Here is a 20,151-nt window from a genome sequence, read left to right as displayed (position 1 = left end):
CTGCCTGGCAAAACTGCACCGGGGCAGCGCTTAGAATAGTGCGGTGAGTTCCAGCAATGATTCGTTTGTCCACCTGCACACCCACACCGAATATTCCATGCTGGATGGAGCTGCCCGCCTGGGGGAGCTGTTCGATGAAACCGAGCGGCTGGGCATGCCGGCGCTGGCAACCACCGACCACGGCTACCTGTTCGGCGCGTTCGACTTCTGGCGCAAAGCCACGGACAAGGGCATCAAGCCGATCATCGGCGTCGAAGCCTATGTGACGCCCGGAACCGCCCGTACGGACAAGGAACGTGTGCGCTGGGGCGATGAATCCCAGCGCAAGGACGACGTGTCCGGCGGTGGCTCCTACACCCACATGACGCTCCTGAGCTACAACAACGTGGGCATGCGGAACCTCTTCCGCGCCTCATCCATCGCCTCCCTGGACTCCGTCTTCGGCAAGTGGCCACGGCTGGACCGGGAGCTGCTGAACACCTACTCCGAGGGACTTATCGCCACCACGGGCTGCCCCTCCGGCGAAGTCCAGACCCGGCTCCGGCTGGGCCAGTACCGCGAAGCATTGGAAGCCGCGGCAGAATTCCGGGACATCTTCGGTGCGGAGAACTACTTCTGCGAACTGATGGACCACGGGCTGGACATTGAACGGCGGGTCACCGGCGACCTGCTGCGGCTGGCCAAGGACCTGAACCTGCCACTGGTGGCCACCAACGACCTCCACTACACCCACGAACATGACGCGAAGGCACACGAGGCGCTGCTGGCCATCCAGTCAGGCTCGACGCTGCTGGAACCCACCTATGACAACGGCGGGTCCCGGTTCGCCTTCTCCGGCAGCGGCTACTACCTCAAGTCCCCGCGGGAGATGCGCGAGCTGTTCCGCGACCACCCCGATGCCTGCGACAACACCCTGCTGATCGCCGAGCGCTGCGAGGTGTCCTTCAACACCGACGCCAACTTCATGCCGCGGTTCCCCTGCCCGCCCGGTGAGGACGAGACCTCATGGCTGGTCAAGGAAGTGGACAAGGGCCTGCAGTACCGCTACCCCGGCGGCGTCCCGGACGCGGTCCGCAAGCAGGCGGACTACGAACTTGGCGTCATCACCTCCATGGGGTTCCCGGGCTACTTCCTGGTGGTTGCAGACTTCATCAACTGGGCCAAGAACAACGGCATCCGCGTAGGTCCCGGGCGTGGCTCGGGTGCAGGGTCCATGGTGGCGTACGCCATGCGCATCACCGACCTGGACCCCCTGCGCCACGGCCTGATCTTCGAACGGTTCCTGAACCCGGACCGCGTCTCCATGCCCGACTTCGACGTCGACTTCGATGACCGGCGCCGTTCCGAGGTCATCGACTACGTCACCCGCAAGTACGGCGACGAGCGCGTGGCGATGATCGTCACCTACGGCACCATCAAGACCAAGCAGGCCCTCAAGGACTCCTCCCGCGTGCTGGGCTACCCCTTCAGCATGGGCGAGCAGCTCACCAAGGCACTGCCGCCGGCCGTCATGGCCAAGGACATTCCGCTGGCGGACATCCAGAACCCCGAAGCCAAGCGCTACGGCGAAGCGGGGGACTTCCGGCAGCTGATTGCCACCGACCCCGAGGCTGCCAAAGTCTTCGAGACCGCATTGGGCATCGAAGGGCTGAAGCGCCAGTGGGGCGTCCATGCCGCCGGTGTCATCATGTCCTCGGACCCGATCATCGACGTCATCCCCATCATGCGCCGTTTCCAGGACGGCCAGGTGATCACCCAGTTCGACTACCCCACGTCCGAGGGCCTGGGCCTGATCAAGATGGACTTCCTGGGCCTGCGGAACCTGACGATCATTTCCGACGCCCTTGAGAACATCAAGATGAACCGGGGCATCGACCTGGACCTGGAGAACCTTGAGCTGGACGACGCCCCGTCCTACGAGCTCCTGGCCCGCGGCGACACCCTGGGCGTGTTCCAGCTCGACGGCGGTCCCATGCGGTCGCTGCTCAAGCTGATGAAGCCTGACAACTTCGAAGATATCTCCGCCGTCCTGGCGCTCTACCGGCCCGGCCCCATGGGCGCCAACGCGCACACCGACTACGCGCTGCGCAAGAACGGCATCCAGGAAGTCATCCCCATCCACCCTGAGCTGGAGGAGCCGCTCAAGGAGATCCTCGGGGGTACCTACGGCCTGATCGTGTACCAGGAGCAGGTCATGGCCGTGGCACAGAAGCTCGCCGGCTACTCGCTGGGCCAGGCAGACATTCTGCGCCGCGCCATGGGCAAGAAGAAGAAGTCCGAACTGGACAAGCAGTTTGCCGGCTTCTCCCAGGGCATGCAGGACAACGGGTACTCCATGGAGGCCGTGAAGACCCTCTGGGACATCCTGCTGCCGTTCTCCGACTACGCCTTCAACAAGGCCCACTCGGCAGCGTACGGCGTGATCTCCTACTGGACCGCGTACCTCAAGGCGCACTACGCCCCGGAGTACATGGCCGCCTTGCTGACCTCGGTGGGCGACGACAAGGACAAGTCCGCGATCTACCTCAACGAATGCCGGCGCATGGGCATCACGGTGCTTCCGCCGGACGTCAACGAGTCCGCGCTGAACTTCACCCCGGTGGGCAACGACATCCGCTTCGGCATGGGCGCCATCCGCAACGTGGGCGTCAACGCCGTAGAAGCCATGGTGGCTACCCGGGAAAGCGAAGGCGCGTTCACCTCCTTCAAGGACTACTTGATGAAGGTTCCCGCCGTGGTCTGCAACAAGCGGACCATCGAGTCCCTCATCAAGTCGGGTGCCTTCGACTCGCTGGGCCACCAACGCCGCGCCCTGGCGATGATCCATGAAGAAGCGATCGACTCCGTCATCACCCTGAAGCGCAACGAGGCGATTGGCCAGTTCGACCTTTTCGCCGGTTTCGAGGAGGCCGAATCGGAGGCCTCGCTGAGCATCGAAATCCCGGACCTGCCCGAGTGGGAGAAAAAGGACAAGCTCTCCTTCGAACGGGACATGCTGGGCCTGTACGTGTCGGACCACCCGCTGCAGGGCCTGGAGGGGCTGCTCAGCCAGCACGCCGAAATGAGCATCACCACCATCCTGGGTGAGGACGGGCCGCAGGACGGTGCGATCATCACCATCGCCGGCATGATCACCTCGCTGAGCAGGCGCATCGCCAAGGCCAGCGGCAACGCGTACGCACGGGCCGAGGTGGAGGACCTGGGCGGTTCCATCGAGGTCATGTTCTTCGGCCAGGTCTACGGGCCCATCGCATCCGTGCTGGCCGAGGACCTGATCGTGGTGGTCAAAGGCAGGCTGCAAAAGCGCGACGACGGCGCCATCACCTTGAACTGCATGGAGCTGTCCGTGCCGGACCTCAGTGAAGGGCTGCACGGGCCGCTGGTGATCACCATGCCCACGCACAAGGCCACCGAAGCGGTGGTCACCGAGCTGGGCGACGTGCTGCGCACCCACCGGGGCAACTCGGAGGTCAGGCTGCACCTCCAGGGCGACACCCGCACGGAAATCATGGGCCTTCCCGTCCACCTCCGGGTCAACCCCAGCCCGTCGTTGTTCGGTGACCTGAAGGTCCTGCTGGGTCCGGCCTGCCTGGACGCCTGACAGACCAGGCGCCTGACAAAGACGCGGACGACGGCGGGAAGCGCTTCCCGCCGTCGTCCGCGTCTTTTGGTCCGGGACGCTTTACCCGGGGCTAGATTTCGTAGTCGAGTGGCACCGGCTGCCCGTAGGCGCCGCCGTGGTACAGCAGGGGTGACCCTTCGCCGCCCACCTGGCCGTCCACCACCTGGACCACCACCACTGCGTTGTTCTCGAAGGAGAGGCGCATCTGCACCTCGCCGATCAGCCACCCGGCGACGTCCTTGAGGATGGGCACCCCGTGCGGGCCGGTCTCCCAGTGGTTGCCCTCGAACCGGTTGCCGGGCCGGGCAAAGCGCGCTGCCAACTCCTGGTTCTCCAGCCCGAGCATGTGCACGCCCAGGTACTGGGTGTTGGCCACCGCGGGCCAGGACCTGGAACTGCGCGCCATGTTGAAGGTGAACCTCGGCGGCTTGGCGGACAGTGAGGCCACGGAGGTGGCGGTGAAACCGTAGGGCTCGTCCTGGTAGTTCACGGTGATGATGGCGACGCCCGCAGCGTGCCGGCGGAACATCTCCCTGAAGGTCTGCTCGAACGGCTCGCTGTTGTCGGTCACCGGGACTCCTGTACTAGGGGGCGAATCTCTTTCTCCAAGCGTATTGGCCCGCGGTCACGGCGGGAAAACCGGCCGCGCCGTCAGCACGCAGGATGGCGTCCCAGGAAGCTTTGTTAAGGTGTGTTGCATGACAAACTTCGCCCGCCCCGCCAGGCGGCTGCTGCCATGGTCCCTGCTGCTGGTCCCGGCGGCGGCGGGAATTCCGGCCGGCCTCCTGTGGTGGCTTCTGGCGCCGGGCGGCTTGAACCTGATCACGCGCGATCCAGCTTTGGCCTCCGGCAACGCCCCCCTTGTCTGGCTGCCGCGCGACCTTACCCTCGCCGGCATCCTGGTGCTGGCCGGCTGCCTGCTGGCCGTGTTCCTGGCCGACGGCAAACGCCCTGACCCGCAGGCAGCGCTGCTGGCCGGCCTGCTGGGAGCCGCGGCCGGCAGCCTGGTGGCCTGGGGGACAGGCATCCTGGCAGCCCGGCTGTGGGGCCCGGCAGTGGATGCCTCCGCCAACGCGAGCATTGCCTTCTCGCTGCGGGCGTGGCCGGTGCTGCTGCTGTGGCCGGCCGCCGCGGCCGTGTCGGTCTTCGTCCTGGAACTGGTGGGCACGGCGGGCAGGAAGCCGCACGCCGGCGGTCCCGGAACCGGCGGCACCATCAGCCCCGTAAAATAGACGGGTGACCACTTCCCCGGACCTTCCCGCCCCCGTGACAGCCGCCGTCGACTTCCGCACCATCGATCTCCGGGGCCGCAACCTCACCCTCGCGGCCCTGCGCGCGGCTGTTCCCCGCGCCAAGGGCCAGACCGTGGCGGACGCCGAGGACAAGGTCCTGCAGATCATCTCGGCCGTCCGGCAGCGCGGCTTTGCTGCCCTGGCCGAGCTTGCCGCGAGGTTCGACAGTGTGGCACAGGAACACCCGCTGGTACCGCAGGAGGCCATCGCCGAGGCCCTGGACCAGCTGGACCCGGCCGTGCGGGCTGCCCTGGAGGAGTCCATCAGCCGGGCACGGAAGTTCGCCGACGGGCAGCGGCCACGCAACGTCGATGTCGAACTGGGCGACGGCGCTGTGGTGAGCCAGAACTGGGTGCCCGTGGCCCGCGTGGGACTGTACGTTCCGGGCGGCCTTGCCGTGTACCCGTCGTCGGTGATCATGAACGTGGTGCCCGCCCTGGCGGCGGGCGTGGAATCCATCGCCCTGGCCTCGCCGCCGCAGAAGGAGTTCGGGGGCCTGCCGCACCCCACCATCCTGGCCGCCGCGGCCCTGCTGGGCATCACCGAGGTCTACGCCATCGGCGGGGCCCAGGCTATCGCCGCCTTCGCCTACGGCGTTGAAGCCACGGACGCCGGCCCGGCACTGGAGCCGGTGGACGTGGTTACCGGGCCGGGCAACATCTTCGTGGCCACGGCCAAGCGGCTGGTCAAGGGCGTCGTGGGCATCGATTCGGAGGCTGGAACCACGGAAATCGCCATCCTGGCCGACGACTCCGCCCAGCCGGCGCTGGTAGCCGCGGACCTTCTCAGCCAAGCCGAGCACGACCCCAAGGCGGCATCGGTCCTCATTACCGATTCCGAGGAGCTGGCCGCGGCGGTGCGCGCGGAACTGGCGCTCCAGGCGGCAGCCACCAAGCACTCGGCCAGGGTGCAGGAGGCGCTGTCCGGCCCCCAATCCGGCGTGGTGCTGGTGGACGGTTTGGAGCAGGGCATCGCAGCCTGTGACGCCTACGCAGCCGAACACCTGGAAATCATGACCCGGGACGCAGCAGCCGTGGCCGCGCGCATCCGCAACGCCGGCGCGATTTTCGTGGGCGACTACAGCCCTGTCAGCCTGGGCGACTACTGCGCGGGCTCCAACCACGTCCTGCCCACCAGCGGCACCGCAGCCTTCTCGTCAGGGCTGAACGTCACTACCTTCCTGCGGGCCATCCAGGTGATCAACTACAACAGGGAGGCCCTCGCCGAGGTCAGCGGGCACATCGTGAGCCTGTCCCGGGCGGAGGACCTTCCCGCCCACGGCGACGCGGTCACAGCGCGTTTCCCGGGCCTTGGATGACACCACTACATGTAGTAATTACAGGATTGTTATTACCCCACATCTGCCCGTAAACTGAAAGACGCCACGGCATCGCCCCCCGGCGGTGCTGATGGCTTTCACAGACGTTGCACACCACAAGCGAAAAGGGGGAACGCCATGTACTGCCCGTTCTGCCGCAACCCCGATTCCCGTGTTGTTGACAGCCGCATGGCGGATGACGGCTCCGCCATCCGGCGCCGCCGGCAGTGCCCTGAATGCGGCCGCCGGTTCACCACCGTGGAAACCACCAGCCTGTCCGTCATCAAGCGGTCCGGCGTGGGTGAACCCTTCAGCCGCAGCAAGGTGATCAACGGTGTGCGCAAGGCCTGCCAGGGCCGCCCGGTCAGCGAGGACGACCTCGCCATGCTGGCGCAGGAAGTGGAAGAGCAGATCCGCGCATCCGGTGCCGCCGAGATTGACGCCCACGAGGTTGGGCTGGTGATCCTCGGGCCGCTGCAGAAGCTCGACAAGGTTGCGTACCTGCGCTTCGCCAGTGTCTACCAGGCGTTCGAATCCCTTGAGGATTTTGAAACTGCTATTGCCCTGCTGCGCCACGAGGCGGAGGAAGAAGCCAAGGGCACGGCAGGCGCCAAGAGCTCCGAGAAGAGCCCCCTCTAGACTCCGGTGGCGGCAGCGGAGGGGAAGCCGCAGCCGCCACCGGCACCACTCCTATTTGGACAGCTGGTGCTTGATGGCTATTTCCAGCGCCGCACCCACAATTCCCGCTTCGTTGCGCAGGACGGCCGGAACAATCGGCGTGCGCAGCTTGAGGTTGGGAAGATACTCGTCGGCGCGCTTGGAGATGCCGCCGCCCACGATGAACAGTTCCGGCGAGAACAGGAACTCCACGTGCGAGAAGTAGCGCTGCAGCAGGACGCTGTACTCGTCCCAGGACAGGCCATCCCGTTCACGGGCCACGGCGGACGCCTTGGATTCGGCGTCGAAGCCGTCAACTTCCAGGTGGCCCAGCTCCGCGTTGGGCACGAGCTTGCCGTCGAAGATGAACGCTGAACCGATGCCGGTGCCCAGCGTGATCACCAGGACGGTGCCGGACACTCCGGCGCCTGCGCCGTAGCGGGCCTCGGCCAGGCCGGCGGCGTCGGCGTCGTTGATGACCTCCACGGGGCGGCCCAGCCGTGCCGTCAGGAGGGCGTCGATGTCGGTATCCAGCCAGCTCTTGTCCACGTTGGCGGCCGAGTGGACCACGCCGTGCTGGATGATCCCGGGGAAGGTCACGCCCACGGGGGAGCCGGCTTCCGGGGCCTCAGGGCGGGCCGAGAGTTCGGCCACCACCAGGGCCACGGCCTCGGCAACGGCCTCCGGGGTAGCAGGCTGGGGAGTGGGCACGCGGAAGCGTTCACCCAGGAGCTTGCCCTTCTTCAGGTCGACAATGCCGCCCTTGATGCCCGTACCACCGATGTCGATTCCGATCAGCGGTGCGTTCTTGTGCGACTTCTCGTCCTTCTTGGCCAATGGGATTCCGTTCTTGACAGGGGCGGGCGGGATAAAGGGGCCGGTAGGGGCCCATAACAGGTGTCCGGTCTGCACCGGCAGCCATGCCCTGCGGGCATGGGACAGGCTACGGCAGGGTGAGGACCTCGGCGCCGGTCTCGGTGACCAGCAGGGTGTGCTCGAACTGGGCGGTGCGCTTGTGGTCCCGGGTGACAACGGTCCAGTCGTCGCTCCACATGTCCCACTCCACGGTGCCCAGGGTGAGCATCGGTTCGATCGTGAACACCATGCCGGTTTCGATTACCGTGTTGTAGGCGGGGGCGGCATCATAGTGCGGGATGATCAGGCCGGTGTGGAAGGCCTCGCCAACACCGTGGCCGGTGAAGTCGCGCACCACGCCGTAGCCGAAGCGCTTGGCGTAGGACTGTATGGCCCGGCCGATGACGTTGATTTCACGGCCCGGCGCCACCGCCTTTATGGCACGGTTCAGCGACTCCTGGGTGCGCTCCACCAGCAGCCGCGATTCCTCGTCCACGTCACCCACCAGGAAGGTGTAGTTGGTGTCGCCGTGGACGCCATTAATGAACGCGGTGATGTCGATATTGAGGATGTCGCCGTCCTGGACCACCGTGCTGTCCGGGATGCCGTGGCAGATGACCTCGTTAAGCGACGAGCACAGCGATTTGGGGAAGCCCCGGTAGCCGAGGGTGGACGGGTAGGCGCGGTGGTCCAGCAGGAATTCGTGGCCCACCTCGTCCAGCTCATCCGTGGTGACACCGGGCTGGATGTGCTTGCCCACCTCCACGATGGCCTGCGCTGCGATCTTTCCGGCGATCCGGATTTTTTCGATGGTCTCGGCGGACTTGACCTCCGAACCGGTGAACTTGGCCGGGGCAGGCTTGCCGACGTACTCGGGACGGGGGATGGACGCCGGTACGGGACGCTGCGGGCTCAGGGTACCCGGGGTGAGGGTGCCAATGGGTGCAGTCGAGGCAAGGGAAGGCATAGATTGATCATATAAGGCACCACAGAAGGCCTAACAACCGACAAGCGGCGGAGGGACGCGTAAGTGTTTGTGTTACGTGGATCACCTCCCGCTTCCCCTGTCGACGGAACGAGGAGCAACGATGACTGAGTACTGGTTCAACATCAACACCCACGAAGTGGAAGAAGACCGGCTCTCGGACTGGAGCCAGCTCATTGGGCCGTACAAGACCCGCGAAGAAGCGGAGCACGCCATCGAAAAGGTCAGGGCGCGCAACGAGGCCTGGGAAAAGGGCGACGACGACTGAACAGTCGGGTGGGTGCCGGCCTAAAAGGAGTGCTCCGGGCCGGGAAACTCGCCTGACCTGACGTCGTCGCCATAGGCGGTGGCGGCGTCGAGCAGTGTTTTGCGCAGGTCCGCGTACTGCTTCACGAACTTTGCCATCCGGCCGCCCCGCAGTCCGGCCATGTCCTGCCACACCAGGACTTGTCCGGTAGTTGCATTCCCCGCACCGATTCCTACGGTGGGAACACTGACAGCTGCGTCCACGGCCGCTGCCGTCTCTGCAGGCACCATTTCCATCAGCACGCAGAACGCCCCGGCATCGGCGAGTGCGCGGGCGTCGTCAATCAGCCGCTGGGCGTCGTCGCCACGGCCCTGCACGCGGTAGCCACCCAGTGCGTGCTCGCTCTGCGGTGTGAAGCCGATGTGCGCCATGACGGGAATGCCCGCCTGCACCATGGCCCGGACCGTGGGTGCGTAGTACTTCCCGCCCTCCATTTTGACCGCGTGCGCCAGGCCTTCCTTCAGGAACCGCACACCGGTTGCCACGGCCTGTTCGGCGCTGACCTCGTAGCTGCCGAAGGGCAGGTCCGCCACCACCAGGGCGCGTCGTGCCGAGCGTGCCACGGCACGGCACAGGGGCAGCAGTTCGTCCACGGTGACAGGGAGGCTGGTCTCGTTGCCGAAGACATTGTTGGAGGCCGAATCTCCCACCAGGAGCACTTCGATGCCGGCGGAATCAAAAATCTCGGCCGTGTATTGCTCATACGCGGTCAGCATGGCGAACCTGGTGCCGTCCCGCTTTGCCTGCTGGAGGTGGTGGAGACGGACCTTTGCCGGCTTCCGTTCGGCCGGGGCCGGCACGCCGGGGCCACTGCCGTAGGGGGCGGGTACTTCTGCGGACGCGCTGGAGTCGGAGCTGTTGGAGGCCATGGGATGAGCGTAATGCGGTACCGGGCGTCCTAGCTACCGCGCCCATCCTCCCGGGAGCAGTGATATGCGTCATGGCGTGGTCGGTTGCGCATGGCAGCGGGCGCCGGAAACGGGACCCGGGGGTGGCCTGGAGGCAGGATTATGGGACTGGGAGGTTAATGCTGTGTTACGCACGGCGCAGGCTTCGGCATCGGCGCAGAATGATTAGTACAGTGTTGATGAACTGCTGCCGGCTTTCCCCTTGCATGGGCCCGGAGCATGGACGTTGACCGGAGAAGAGGCCATCATGGACCGCCAGCAAGAGTTTGTCCTGCGCACAATCGAAGAGCGCGACGTACGTTTCGTACGCCTGTGGTTCACCGACGTCGTGGGATCGCTGAAGTCCGTGGCACTGGCCCCGGCGGAAGTCGAGGGCGCGTTCGAGGAAGGGCTGGGCTTCGACGGCTCCTCCATTGAAGGCCTGGCCCGGGTCTTCGAATCGGACATGCTGGCCCAGCCCGATCCTGCCACCTTCCAGATCCTCCCGTGGCGCGGCGAGACTGAACAGACGTCGCGCATGTTCTGCGACATCCTCACCCCTGACGGCGAGCCCTCCGCCGCTGACCCGCGCAACGTGCTGAAGCGGACCCTGGCCAAGGCCGCTGACATGGGGTTCACCTGCTACACCCATCCGGAGATCGAGTTCTACCTGCTCAAGTCGCATGAGCCGGGCCCCAACGGCGCTCCGGTTCCGGTGGATGAAGGCGGCTACTTTGACCACGTCCCCGGTGGGGTGGCGCAGGACTTCCGTCGCACCGCGGTGACCATGCTGGAATCAGTGGGCATCTCCGTGGAGTTCAGCCACCACGAGGCCGGCCCGGGCCAGAACGAGATTGACCTCCGCTACGCGGATGCGCTGCAGACGGCAGACAACATCATGACGTTCCGCACCGTCATCAAGGAAGTGGCGCTCCAGCAGGGCACTTACGCGACTTTCATGCCCAAGCCGTTCACCGACCACCCCGGTTCCGGCATGCATACGCACTTTTCCCTGTTCGAGGGCGACAGCAACGCGTTCTTTGAGGCCGGTGCCGAGTTCCAGCTGTCCAAGACCGCCCGCCAGTTCATCGCGGGCATCCTCAAGCACGCCCCGGAGTTCACCGCCGTCACCAACCAGTTCGTGAACTCCTACAAGCGGCTGTGGGGTGGAGGCGAGGCCCCGAGCTACCTGAGCTGGGGCCACAACAACCGCTCCGCGCTGGTCCGCGTGCCGCTGTACAAGCCCGGCAAGGGCCAGTCAGCCCGGATCGAGTACCGCGGCATCGACTCCGCCGCCAACCCCTACCTGGCCTACGCCGTCCTCCTCGGCGCCGGCCTCAAGGGGATCGAGGAAGGCTACGACCTGCCCGCCGCTGCCGAGGACGACGTCTGGTCGCTGAGCTCGGCCGAACGCCGCGCCATGGGCCACGATCCACTGCCGGCAAGCCTGCACGACGCCATCCGCTCCATGGAGGATTCGGAGCTGATGCCGCAGATCCTGGGTGAACAGGTCTACGAGCACTTCCTGCGCAACAAGCGCGCCGAATGGCAGGACTACCGGCTGCAGGTGACGCCCTACGAGCTGCAGCGCAACCTCGGCATCCTCTAGGTGCCCGGCGTGAGCCTGGCCCGCCGCCTCATCGCGGCCGGATTCAGCGACCTGGAAAAGGGCGAGCGGTTCCTTGCCGCGCGCGAACTCGAGGGGTTGGACCAGGACAGGCTCTTTGCCGGGCTGCAGCTTGCCGCCAGCCCGGACACCGCCCTGCAGTCCCTGGTCCGGCTGATCGAAAAGCACCCGCAGCTGCGCGACCTGGCCGCCGCCGAGCCGGAGGCCAGCGAGCCGATGTACCGGGTCCTCGGCGCCTCGGAAGCGCTGGGGGAGTTCCTCATCCGGCACCCTGAGCACCTGGAAGCTTTCCGGGTCCGGGCCAGTCCCGAACCCCTGCCCGCCGACCCGGGCCGGCTGCGCGCCACGCTCCTGCAGTCCGTCGGCGCGGACCCCCGCGCCGCCCGGCCCGTTGCTTCCGTCACCGGTGTGGACGCCTACGCAGCCCTGCGCACGGCCTACCGCCGCGGCCTGGTGGACCTCGCCGTCAAGGACCTGTGCGCCGCGGATCCGCTGGACTTCCTGCCGGCCGTGGGCGGGGAACTCGCCGACCTGGCCGCAGCCGCCATCGAGGCCGCCCTGGCAGTCTCCCGCGCGGAAGCGGCGGAGCAGCACAGCCCTGCGGAGGTTGCCGACGTCGGCCTGGCAGTGATCGGCATGGGCAAGTGCGGAGCCCGGGAACTAAACTACATCTCCGACGTCGACGTCATCTACGTGGTGGACCCGGGCAGCCTGGAGGACGCCCACGCCAACACCATCGGCACGGCCCTGGCCAGCGGCATCTCCCGTGCCATTTCCTCCGTGGCCCGGGAACCCGGCCTCTGGGAGGTGGACGCCAACCTGCGGCCCGAGGGCAAGTCCGGGCCCCTGGTCCGCACCCTCGCCTCCCACGAGACGTACTACGCCAGGTGGGCGGAAAGCTGGGAATTCCAGGCGCTGCTCAAGGCCCGAGCCATCGCCGGCGACGCCGCACTGGGCCAGGCCTACGAGGACGCCGTGGCGCCGCTGATCTGGAACTCCGCGGGGCGCGAGGGCTTCGTTGAATCCGTCCAGGCGATGCGGCGCAGGGTGACCGAGCACATCCCGGTCGCCGAGGAGCAGCGCCAGATCAAGCTAGGCCGCGGCGGACTGCGCGACGTCGAGTTCACCGTGCAGCTGCTCCAGCTGGTGCACGGCAAGGCGGACGAGTCATTACGACGGCGGGACACTACTTCCGCGATCGCCGCACTGTCCGCCGGGGGTTACATCGGCCGCTCCGACGCCGCAGCCTTCGACAACGCCTACCGCTACCTGCGGCTGCTGGAACACCGGATCCAGCTGTTCCAGCTGCGCCGCACCCATCTCATGCCGGTGGCTGAGCCGGCGCTGCGCTCCCTGGCCAAGGCCGTGCTGGGGCCGTTCTCCAATGAGCGGCCCACCCCGGACTCATTGCTTTCCGCCTGGCAGCGCACCAAGCGCTCGGTCCGCGAACTGCACGAGCGCATCTTTTACCGGCCACTGCTGAATTCGGCGGCCAAGCTCAGCAGCGAGGACGCCAGGCTGACTCCCGAAGCGGCGCAGGGCCGGCTTGCCGCCCTAGGATACCGGGATCCGCAGGGAGCGATGCGCCACATCGAGGCCCTGACGGCCGGGGTGAGCCGCCGCGCCGCCCTGCAGCGCCAGCTTCTGCCCATCCTGCTCGACTGGCTCGCCGAAGGTGTGGACCCTGATGCGGGGCTGCTCGCCTTCCGCCGCGTCAGCGAGGCGCTGGGCACCACCCACTGGTACCTCGGCCTGCTGCGCGACTCCAATGCCGCCGCCGAACGCCTGTGCCACATGCTCTCCAACTCCCGGCTGATCGCGGACCTGTTGGAAGTCTCGCCGGAGTCCGTGGCATGGCTGGGACAGGACAAGGACCTGGTGCCCGTGGGCTTCGAAGCCCAGTGGCAGGAGATCACCGCCAAGATGTCCCGGCACTCGGACCCGGAAAGCGCCATGCGGCTTATCCGGCTGATCCGGCGGCGGGAGATCCTCCGCATCGCCATTGCTGACTCAGCCGGCCTCCTTGACCAGGACCAGGTAGGCAGGGCCCTGGCGGACACGGACCGGGCGGCCGTCCTGGGCGCCCTGCGCGTAGCGGAAGGCATCGTCTCCGCCGGCGGGCCGCTCAAGACCACGGTCCTGGTGGTGGCCATGGGCCGCCAGGGCGGCCGCGAGATCGGCTATGGATCCGATGCTGATGTCATGTACGTTCACCGCGCCCTTCCCGGCTTCTCCGACGCTGAGGCCCAGGAACAGGCCGCCCGCATCGTGGCGAAGGTGTCCAGCCTGCTCACCCAGCCGCTGAAGCCGGCCATCATGGCAGAGCGGGTCCTCCAGATGGACGCCGACTTACGGCCCGAGGGCAAGAACGGCGCAATGGTGCGCTCCCTGGACTCCTTCGCCGAGTACTACCGCCGCTGGTCCCTCATCTGGGAAGCCCAGGCCCTGCTGCGGGCACGGCCCATGGCAGGCGACGACACCCTGGCAGCCGACTTCCTCTCCCTCATCGACCCCATCCGGTACCCGGAAACCGTGGCGGAGCAGGACGTGCGTGAGATCAGGCGCATCAAGGCAAGGGTGGAATCAGAACGGCTGCCGCGCGGCGCCGACCCCGCGCGCCACCTCAAACTGGGACGCGGTGGCCTCAGCGACGTCGAGTGGCTGGTCCAGCTGCTCCAGCTCCAGCATGCCGGGAAACATCCGGAGCTCCGGACCACGTCCACGCTGGAGGCCCTGTTCGCTGCCGCGGAACTTGGCCTGCTTGATGCTGCGGATGCCAAGCTGCTGGCGGAGGCCTGGCGGCTGGCGAGCCGCATCCGGTCCGCCAACGTCATCTGGAATGGCAAGGCCTCCGACCTTCTCCCTTCCTCCCGCCGGGACCTGGAGGCCGTGGCGCGCTGGTGCGGCTACGAGCCCGGAAACGCTGCCGCCCTGGAGGAGGACTACCTGCGGGTGAGCCGGCGGGCACGTGCTGTTTTCGAGCGTGTCTTTTATGGGCACTGACTGGGTCTGGCTCATCCCGCTGCGGGACCTGGACAACGATGCCCGCGCCATACAGTTCGGAGCCATTGCGGGGATGTCGCTGCTGCCGGGCCAGGACCGCTTCGTGGGCGACCCGCTGCGGATGGCCCTGGCAGGACTGGCCGAAGCATCACGCCGGCCGTACGTCGTGGAGGCCGGCGGTGCCGCCGTTGGGCTGTTGACTTTGCAGGCAGGGGCGGCGGGGCTCGCCGGCTGGCCCGACGACCAGTCGGCCTGGCTGCTGCGCGGGTTCCTCATCGACCGGCGGCACCAGGGCAAAGGGCTTGGGACCCTGGCAGCGGCCGCGGCCGTGGAGGCAGCCCGCAAACTTACCGACCGGCACCAAAGCTGCGAGACCGGCGTCGTACTCTCCGTCAACGACGAGAACCCGGCGGGACTGTCCGCTTACCGCCGTGCCGGTTTTGTCGATGCAGGGCCCTACCTGGGCGGCCCGGCGGGGCCGCAGCGGACCATGTTCCACAGCTTCGCCGAAAACCTGCATCCGTAAGGCGTTTGACGTAACCCGCCGTGCCGGCATTGCGCTTAGCAAGCGTTTGCCCGATTATGTGGATTGGCGGTGTTCTCCAACCTTGTTGGGGGGAAGGCTGGATAGTCTTCGTCTCGGGGGGCATTCGTCAGGGGGTCCGGCTCCCGGTCTCAGCACGTCTGGAGGCGGGCCCCCACCTTATGGTCTCCGTCCGCGGCCGCGACGCCCCCGGACACAACGAAAGGCGGCCACCGGTTGAACACCGGTGGCCGCCTTTGCTGTATCAGCTGTCCTGCAGGGCAGGCTGCTGACTAGACGCCGTAGTAGAGCTCGAACTCGTAGGGGTTCGGGCGCAGGGACAGCGGGCGGATCTCGTTCTCGTACTTGTACTCGATCCAGGTGTCGATCAGGTCCTGGGTGAAGACGCCGCCGGCCTGCAGGAACTCGTTGTCCTCGCGCAGTGCCTCGAGGGCTTCCTCAAGCGAGCCCGGAGCCTTGGGGATGTCCTTGGCTTCCTCGGCGGGCAGCTCGTAGAGGTCCTTGTCGATCGGAGCCGGGGGCTCGATGCGGTTGCGGATGCCGTCGATGCCGGCCATCAGCTGGGCAGCGAACGCCAGGTACGGGTTGGAGGAGGGGTCCGGAGCGCGGAACTCGATGCGCTTGGCCTTCGGGTTGGAACCGGTGATGGGGATGCGGATACCGGCGGAGCGGTTGCCCTGCGAGTAGACCATGTTGACCGGAGCCTCGAAGCCCTTGACCAGGCGGCGGTAGGAGTTCACCGTGGGGTTGGTGAAGGCCAGGACGGCGGAAGCGTGCTTCAGCAGGCCGCCGATGTACCAGCGGGCGGTGTCGGACAGGCCGGCGTAGCCCTTCTCGTCGTAGAACAGCGGCTCGCCACCGTTCCACAGCGACTGGTGGCAGTGCATGCCGGAGCCGTTGTCGCCGAAGACCGGCTTGGGCATGAAGGTGACGGACTTGCCCCAGGCGTCAGCGGTGTTCTTGATGACGTACTTGAACTTCTGGAGGTCATCGGCGGCGTGGGTCAGGGTGGTGAACTTGTAGTTGATCTCGGCCTGGCCGGCGGATCCAACTTCGTGGTGGCTGCGCTCGACCTCGAGGCCGGCTTCGTCCAGGGCAACACACATGGCGTCACGCAGGTCAGCCTGCTTGTCGGTGGGGGAGACCGGGAAGTAACCGCCCTTGACGGGGGTCTTGTAACCCAGGTTGCCGCCCTCTTCCTCGCGGCCGGTGTTCCAGTGGGCTTCCTCGGAGTCGATCTTGTAGAAGCTGCCCTGCGGCGAGGACTGGTACTGGACGTTGTCGAACACGAAGAACTCGGCTTCGGGAGCGAAAAATGCGGTGTCGGCGATGCCGGTGGAGGCCAGGTAGGCTTCAGCCTTCTCGGCCACGCCGCGGGGGTCGCGGTGGTAGGGATCGCCCGTGCGGGGGTTCACGATCGAGAAGTTCAGCGCGAGGGTCTTCTCCATGCGGAAGGTGTCCAGGAACGCGGTGGTGACGTCCGGGATCAGCTGCATGTCAGACTCGGCGATGCCCTGGAAGCCGCGGATGGAGGAACCGTCGAAGAGCTGGCCGTTGACGAAGAAGTCCGCGTCGACGCTCTTGGCGGGGACGTTGAAGTGCTGCTGGACGCCCGGAAGATCGGTGAAGCGGATATCGACGAACTTTACATCTTCGTCCTTGATGAACTTGAGGACTTCGTCCGCAGTCTTGAACATCTATGCTCCTAACGCATATGTAAATATCTGGCATGCAAGCCATACGACCCAGCGCAATCCAAAAGCAGGGAGAACGCGGGGTTTTCCCTGCTGCGCTTACCTGCCGGGGGATTGCTTGAAACTGCTAACAGCCTATGGATACGGCATTTCCCGTCCGTGTCCGCATTGTTTCGGGCAGGTTACAGAATGCCCTGCTATGACCACGCTATCGTCCGTCCACACTGTGGTCGAGCCCCATCCACACTGTGGGCGTGGTGGACCTGCCATGCCCGGTAAACTTGGGTGGTGGTAGATCGCAAAGACATTGGCTCCTGGCTCAGCGGACCAGACACCTCCGGCATCTCGAAGTATCCGGGGGAGCGCCTGGGCCTGCCGGAGTCCGGCCCCGGGTCCATCGCCCGGGCGGGCCGGCGCATCGCGGCCCTCTGCATCGACTGGGGCATCGCGCTGCTGATCAGCAACTTCGCTTTCGGCGGCGACTCCTGGGCCACCCTGGCGGTATTCGCCATTGAACAGATCCTGCTGGTGGGAACCCTCGGCTACAGCATCGGCCACCGCATCATGGGCATTGCCGTGATCAAACCGGGCGGCGGTACCCCCGGCCCGCTGGCCGCCCTGGTCAGGACAGTGCTGCTGTGCCTGGTGATCCCCGCCGTGATTTTCGACCCGGACCAGCGCGGCCTCCACGACAAGGCCATGAATACGCTCCTGATCCGGCGCTAGCTGGTCCCGCTTATGCTCCCGGCAGTTCCCTGATCCGTTTCTGCCGCCGGAACGCCGGGGCGTTGGTCACCACCACGCCCGCAATGACGACGGCGCCGCCCACCAGTTGGGCGGTGGTGTGCACCTGTCCGGCAAGGACGGTCAGGATCGCGGTGAAGACGGTGATGAGGTTGAGGAACACTCCTGCACCGCCCGCAGGCAGGACCGTCAGTGCGCGGTTCCACAGCAGGTAGGACAGCACTGACGGGAAGATGGCGATAAACAGCAGTGATGCCAGCACGGTGCCCGTTGAGGGAAGCGCCACGCCGCCCGTGGCGAAGCGGACCGGGCCCAGAATAGCCACGACCACCGCTGCCTGGACCGCCGTTGCGGTGATAGGCGGGATCTTCGGCGCCAACCGGCCGATGATGGTGTACGCCGTCCAGACCACGATGGCGCCCACCATGATCACCTCACCGGGGCCGAAACCGGTGGACACCAGGCGCCCAATATTTCCTCCACTGATGACGATCAGGACGCCGGCCAGGGCCATCAGGACGCCTGCCACCGCCAGCGGTGTGAGCCGCTCACGCAGGAAGACCGCAGCGGCAAGCGTGATCAGCGCAGGATTGAACGCGTTGATCAGCGATGCGTTGAACGCGTCCGTGTGCTTCAGGGCGAAGTACAGGAGGAGGTTGTAGCCGAGCAGGCCGCAGACGCTCAACGCGAGCAACCAGGGCCAGGCGGCCAGGACGGACCGCCAGGACGGCCGCTCAACCACTTGGGCAATCACCAGCAGCGGCACCAGCGCGATGGCCCACCGCAGGAACACCAGGCTCAGGGGGTCGATGCTTTGGACCGCGCCTGCGCCCACGACATAGTTGCCGGCCCAAAAGAGCGTTGCCCCGAGCAGGGAGAGGACTGCCACCACCCGCCGCCGGCCCTGGGTGCCCTTCACCGGCGCAGTCCCTGCCTCAACTGACTTCACGTCAGGGGTCCTGATCAGCTAAGCCCGGCTGGGTTCGAGGGTGGCGTCGGCCTGGTCTGCCCGGGAAGCAGTGAGGTAGCCGCGCCGCCCGGCCCAGCGCTCAAAGAGGATGGTGGCGAACGGGAAGACAGCGGAGACACCGGCCAGTACAGCCACCAGGAACGGCCAGCGCTGCAGGCGCCACAGCGTAAGCGCAGCCACCCCGTAGCCGATGAACAACGCACCGTGGACAGGCCCGGCAATCTCCACGCCAACCTCCGTGGTGCCGGCAATCCATTTGAAGTACATCCCGGCCAGGAGTGCAGCCCAACTGCAGGCCTCGGCCACTGCGAGAATACGGAAGGCACGGATCACTGTTGTCCTGAGGGGCATGGTCAAGTCCTTGTCATAGCTGGAAGCGCGGGGCCGGTCCGGGCGCAAGAAAAAACGCCCCGGCGGCCGGCTGTGCCGGTACCGGGGCGTCCTCTTGGCTAGCGCCCGCGGTTGGGGCGGGCTTTGTAGGGATCGATGCCCTTGGGGATTGGAAGCCTGTTGCCCATGGAGGCGATGCGCTTGGACACGGTGCTGACTTCCAGTTTGGTCAGTTCGTTCTTCATCTTGCCCATCTGCTTGGCCACCTGGCTCAGCGGCACCTGGCCCTCGCCGCGTCCCGTCTGGATGGTGTGCACGGGGACGTTGGGCAGGATGCGCGCCAGGCGCTTCCGCTCAGCATCGAGCAGCGGCTTCACCCGGTGGGTGGGGCCTTCGCTGACAAGGACGACGCCGGGACGTCCTACCGCGCGGAAGACGGCATCCTGCGTGCGGGGGTTGACAGCCACCGGCTGTTCTTCGGTAATCCAGCCACGGCGGAGGGTCCCCAGAGCGGCACCGGAGGCACCGGGCTGGTTTTCGATCTGCGCGAACGCCGCACGTTCGGCGCGGCGGGACAGGATGAAGGTGGCGGCCAGCAGGCCGAGCGGAATGCCGATGATCAGGCCGGTGATCCAGTTATCCAGCCAGAATCCCACCAGGAAGCTCACGGCCACAACACCCAGGAAGACTGCGAGCATCAGCCACGGAACCATGGGGTCGTGGCGGCGGGTCATGGTGAAGACCTCGCCGATCTGCTTGAGCCTGCTGGGCTTCTTGGCCTTTGCTTCCTTCGGCTTGCGCGAGAAGATGCTGCGCTTCACCGCGCTTGAGCCCGCGGAGGTGGAGTTGCTGGAGTCAGGGGATTTCGCCATAGTGCCTCAATTCTACGTGACTTAAACGCGAGGGCCGGACGCTGGGAACTTCCGGCGTCCGGCCCTTGGCGGCTTCACGAATCCGAGGTCAGGAGTGCGCTGCCAGGAGGGTTGCGGCTTCCTGGCGGGTGGTGCCGGAGTCCTGGATGCCTTCGGCGATGTGGGCGAGTTCGGCGGGGATGTCGCGGCCTTTTTTGCGCATGGCGGTGGCCCAGAGGCGTCCGGCGCGGTAGGAGGATCGGACCAGGGGGCCGGACATGACGCCGAGGAAGCCGATTTCTTCGGCTTCGTGCTGCAGGTCGACGAATTCCTGGGGTTTGACCCAGCGGTCCACGGGCAGGTGCCGCTCACTGGGGCGCAGGTATTGGGTGATGGTGATCAGGTCGCACCCTGCCTGGTGGAGGTCTCGGAGGGCTTCGGAGATTTCCTCGCGGGTTTCGCCCA

At 66.4% G+C, this 20,151-nt stretch carries 17 protein-coding genes and 1 pseudogene; 9 read left to right on the top strand and 9 right to left on the bottom strand.

Going from position 1 to position 20,151, the window contains the following annotated elements; genetic code table 11:
- Positions 1 to 43 precede the first annotated feature (43 nt).
- Complete coding sequence (gene dnaE, locus ACFO0G_RS18500; protein WP_286403360.1) at positions 44 to 3,601, top strand: DNA polymerase III subunit alpha; 3,558 nt, start codon at positions 44 to 46, stop codon at positions 3,599 to 3,601.
- A gap of 91 nt (positions 3,602 to 3,692) precedes the next feature.
- Here the strand turns inward: dnaE and ACFO0G_RS18495 are convergent, their stop codons facing one another.
- The gene (locus ACFO0G_RS18495; protein ID WP_286403362.1) at positions 3,693 to 4,193 is read right to left on the bottom strand and encodes a flavin reductase family protein; all 501 of its coding nucleotides are present in this window, start codon (positions 4,191 to 4,193) and stop codon (positions 3,693 to 3,695) included.
- A 127-nt stretch (positions 4,194 to 4,320) separates the two neighbouring features.
- Between ACFO0G_RS18495 and ACFO0G_RS18490 the strand changes: the two genes are divergently transcribed.
- From ACFO0G_RS18490 to nrdR, 3 genes are all read left to right on the top strand, one after another.
- Positions 4,321 to 4,854, top strand: coding sequence for a hypothetical protein (locus ACFO0G_RS18490; protein ID WP_286403364.1), 534 nt, complete (start codon positions 4,321 to 4,323; stop codon positions 4,852 to 4,854).
- Between the two features lie 4 nt (positions 4,855 to 4,858).
- Positions 4,859 to 6,232 (top strand): histidinol dehydrogenase, encoded by a 1,374-nt coding sequence (gene hisD / locus ACFO0G_RS18485; protein ID WP_286403365.1) that lies wholly within the window; start codon positions 4,859 to 4,861, stop codon positions 6,230 to 6,232.
- A 138-nt stretch (positions 6,233 to 6,370) separates the two neighbouring features.
- Positions 6,371 to 6,871: a transcriptional regulator NrdR gene (gene nrdR / locus ACFO0G_RS18480; protein WP_286403366.1), complete on the top strand. Its 501-nt coding sequence runs from the start codon at positions 6,371 to 6,373 to the stop codon at positions 6,869 to 6,871.
- Positions 6,872 to 6,922: 51 nt separating this feature from the next.
- Here nrdR and ppgK read toward each other — a convergent pair whose 3' ends face one another.
- Together ppgK and map are read right to left on the bottom strand one after the other, a co-directional pair.
- Entirely contained in the window at positions 6,923 to 7,726 is an 804-nt protein-coding gene (gene ppgK / locus ACFO0G_RS18475; RefSeq protein ID WP_142134309.1) for a polyphosphate--glucose phosphotransferase, read from the bottom strand.
- Between the two features lie 106 nt (positions 7,727 to 7,832).
- Entirely contained in the window at positions 7,833 to 8,711 is an 879-nt protein-coding gene (map, locus tag ACFO0G_RS18470) for a type I methionyl aminopeptidase (protein ID WP_286403370.1), read from the bottom strand.
- 121 nt (positions 8,712 to 8,832) lie between these two features.
- Here map and ACFO0G_RS18465 point away from each other — a divergent pair, with 121 nt between their 5' ends.
- Positions 8,833 to 8,997 carry an SPOR domain-containing protein gene (locus tag ACFO0G_RS18465; protein WP_255175160.1) on the top strand — a complete coding sequence of 55 codons (165 nt, stop codon included), beginning with the start codon at positions 8,833 to 8,835 and terminating at the stop codon, positions 8,995 to 8,997.
- A 20-nt stretch (positions 8,998 to 9,017) separates the two neighbouring features.
- On the opposite strand, the gene panB is transcribed toward ACFO0G_RS18465, so the two are convergent.
- Entirely contained in the window at positions 9,018 to 9,905 is an 888-nt protein-coding gene (panB, locus tag ACFO0G_RS18460; RefSeq protein ID WP_286403376.1) for a 3-methyl-2-oxobutanoate hydroxymethyltransferase, read from the bottom strand.
- Between the two features lie 286 nt (positions 9,906 to 10,191).
- Here panB and glnA (ACFO0G_RS18455) point away from each other — a divergent pair, with 286 nt between their 5' ends.
- The 3 genes from glnA (ACFO0G_RS18455) to ACFO0G_RS18445 are packed head-to-tail and all read left to right on the top strand — an operon-like array spanning position 10,192 to position 15,079.
- Entirely contained in the window at positions 10,192 to 11,532 is a 1,341-nt protein-coding gene (gene glnA, locus ACFO0G_RS18455) for a type I glutamate--ammonia ligase (protein ID WP_141160830.1), read from the top strand.
- 9 nt (positions 11,533 to 11,541) lie between these two features.
- Positions 11,542 to 14,553, top strand: coding sequence for a bifunctional [glutamine synthetase] adenylyltransferase/[glutamine synthetase]-adenylyl-L-tyrosine phosphorylase (locus ACFO0G_RS18450; RefSeq protein WP_286403379.1), 3,012 nt, complete (start codon positions 11,542 to 11,544; stop codon positions 14,551 to 14,553).
- Entirely contained in the window at positions 14,543 to 15,079 is a 537-nt protein-coding gene (locus tag ACFO0G_RS18445; RefSeq protein ID WP_286403381.1) for a GNAT family N-acetyltransferase, read from the top strand. Before ACFO0G_RS18450 ends, ACFO0G_RS18445 begins: the two co-directional genes overlap by 11 nt.
- Positions 15,080 to 15,369: 290 nt before the next feature.
- On the opposite strand, the gene glnA (ACFO0G_RS18440) is transcribed toward ACFO0G_RS18445, so the two are convergent.
- The gene (gene glnA / locus ACFO0G_RS18440; protein ID WP_142134301.1) at positions 15,370 to 16,794 is read right to left on the bottom strand and encodes a type I glutamate--ammonia ligase; all 1,425 of its coding nucleotides are present in this window, start codon (positions 16,792 to 16,794) and stop codon (positions 15,370 to 15,372) included.
- Positions 16,795 to 17,079: 285 nt separating this feature from the next.
- Between glnA (ACFO0G_RS18440) and ACFO0G_RS18435 the strand changes: the two genes are divergently transcribed.
- Positions 17,080 to 17,517, top strand: a complete 438-nt coding sequence (locus ACFO0G_RS18435) for an RDD family protein (protein WP_286403385.1) — start codon at positions 17,080 to 17,082, stop codon at positions 17,515 to 17,517.
- Positions 17,518 to 17,527: 10 nt separating this feature from the next.
- Here the strand turns inward: ACFO0G_RS18435 and ACFO0G_RS18430 are convergent, their stop codons facing one another.
- The 4 genes and pseudogenes from ACFO0G_RS18430 to ACFO0G_RS18415 form a co-directional block, all read right to left on the bottom strand.
- Positions 17,528 to 18,484, bottom strand: coding sequence for a DMT family transporter (locus ACFO0G_RS18430; RefSeq protein ID WP_286403387.1), 957 nt, complete (start codon positions 18,482 to 18,484; stop codon positions 17,528 to 17,530).
- 18 nt (positions 18,485 to 18,502) lie between these two features.
- Positions 18,503 to 18,856: a DUF3817 domain-containing protein gene (locus ACFO0G_RS18425; RefSeq protein WP_286403388.1), complete on the bottom strand. Its 354-nt coding sequence runs from the start codon at positions 18,854 to 18,856 to the stop codon at positions 18,503 to 18,505.
- A 98-nt stretch (positions 18,857 to 18,954) separates the two neighbouring features.
- Positions 18,955 to 19,707, bottom strand: coding sequence for a DUF4191 domain-containing protein (locus tag ACFO0G_RS18420; protein WP_286403390.1), 753 nt, complete (start codon positions 19,705 to 19,707; stop codon positions 18,955 to 18,957).
- Between the two features lie 88 nt (positions 19,708 to 19,795).
- A pseudogene (locus ACFO0G_RS18415) lies at positions 19,796 to 20,151 on the bottom strand (lipoyl synthase); the annotation flags it as partial.

This window comes from Arthrobacter sedimenti, from assembly GCF_042652025.1.
GTDB lineage: Bacteria > Actinomycetota > Actinomycetes > Actinomycetales > Micrococcaceae > Arthrobacter > Arthrobacter sedimenti.
Note: the sequence above shows the minus strand (reverse complement) of the source record. Positions and strands in the feature narration are given on the sequence as shown.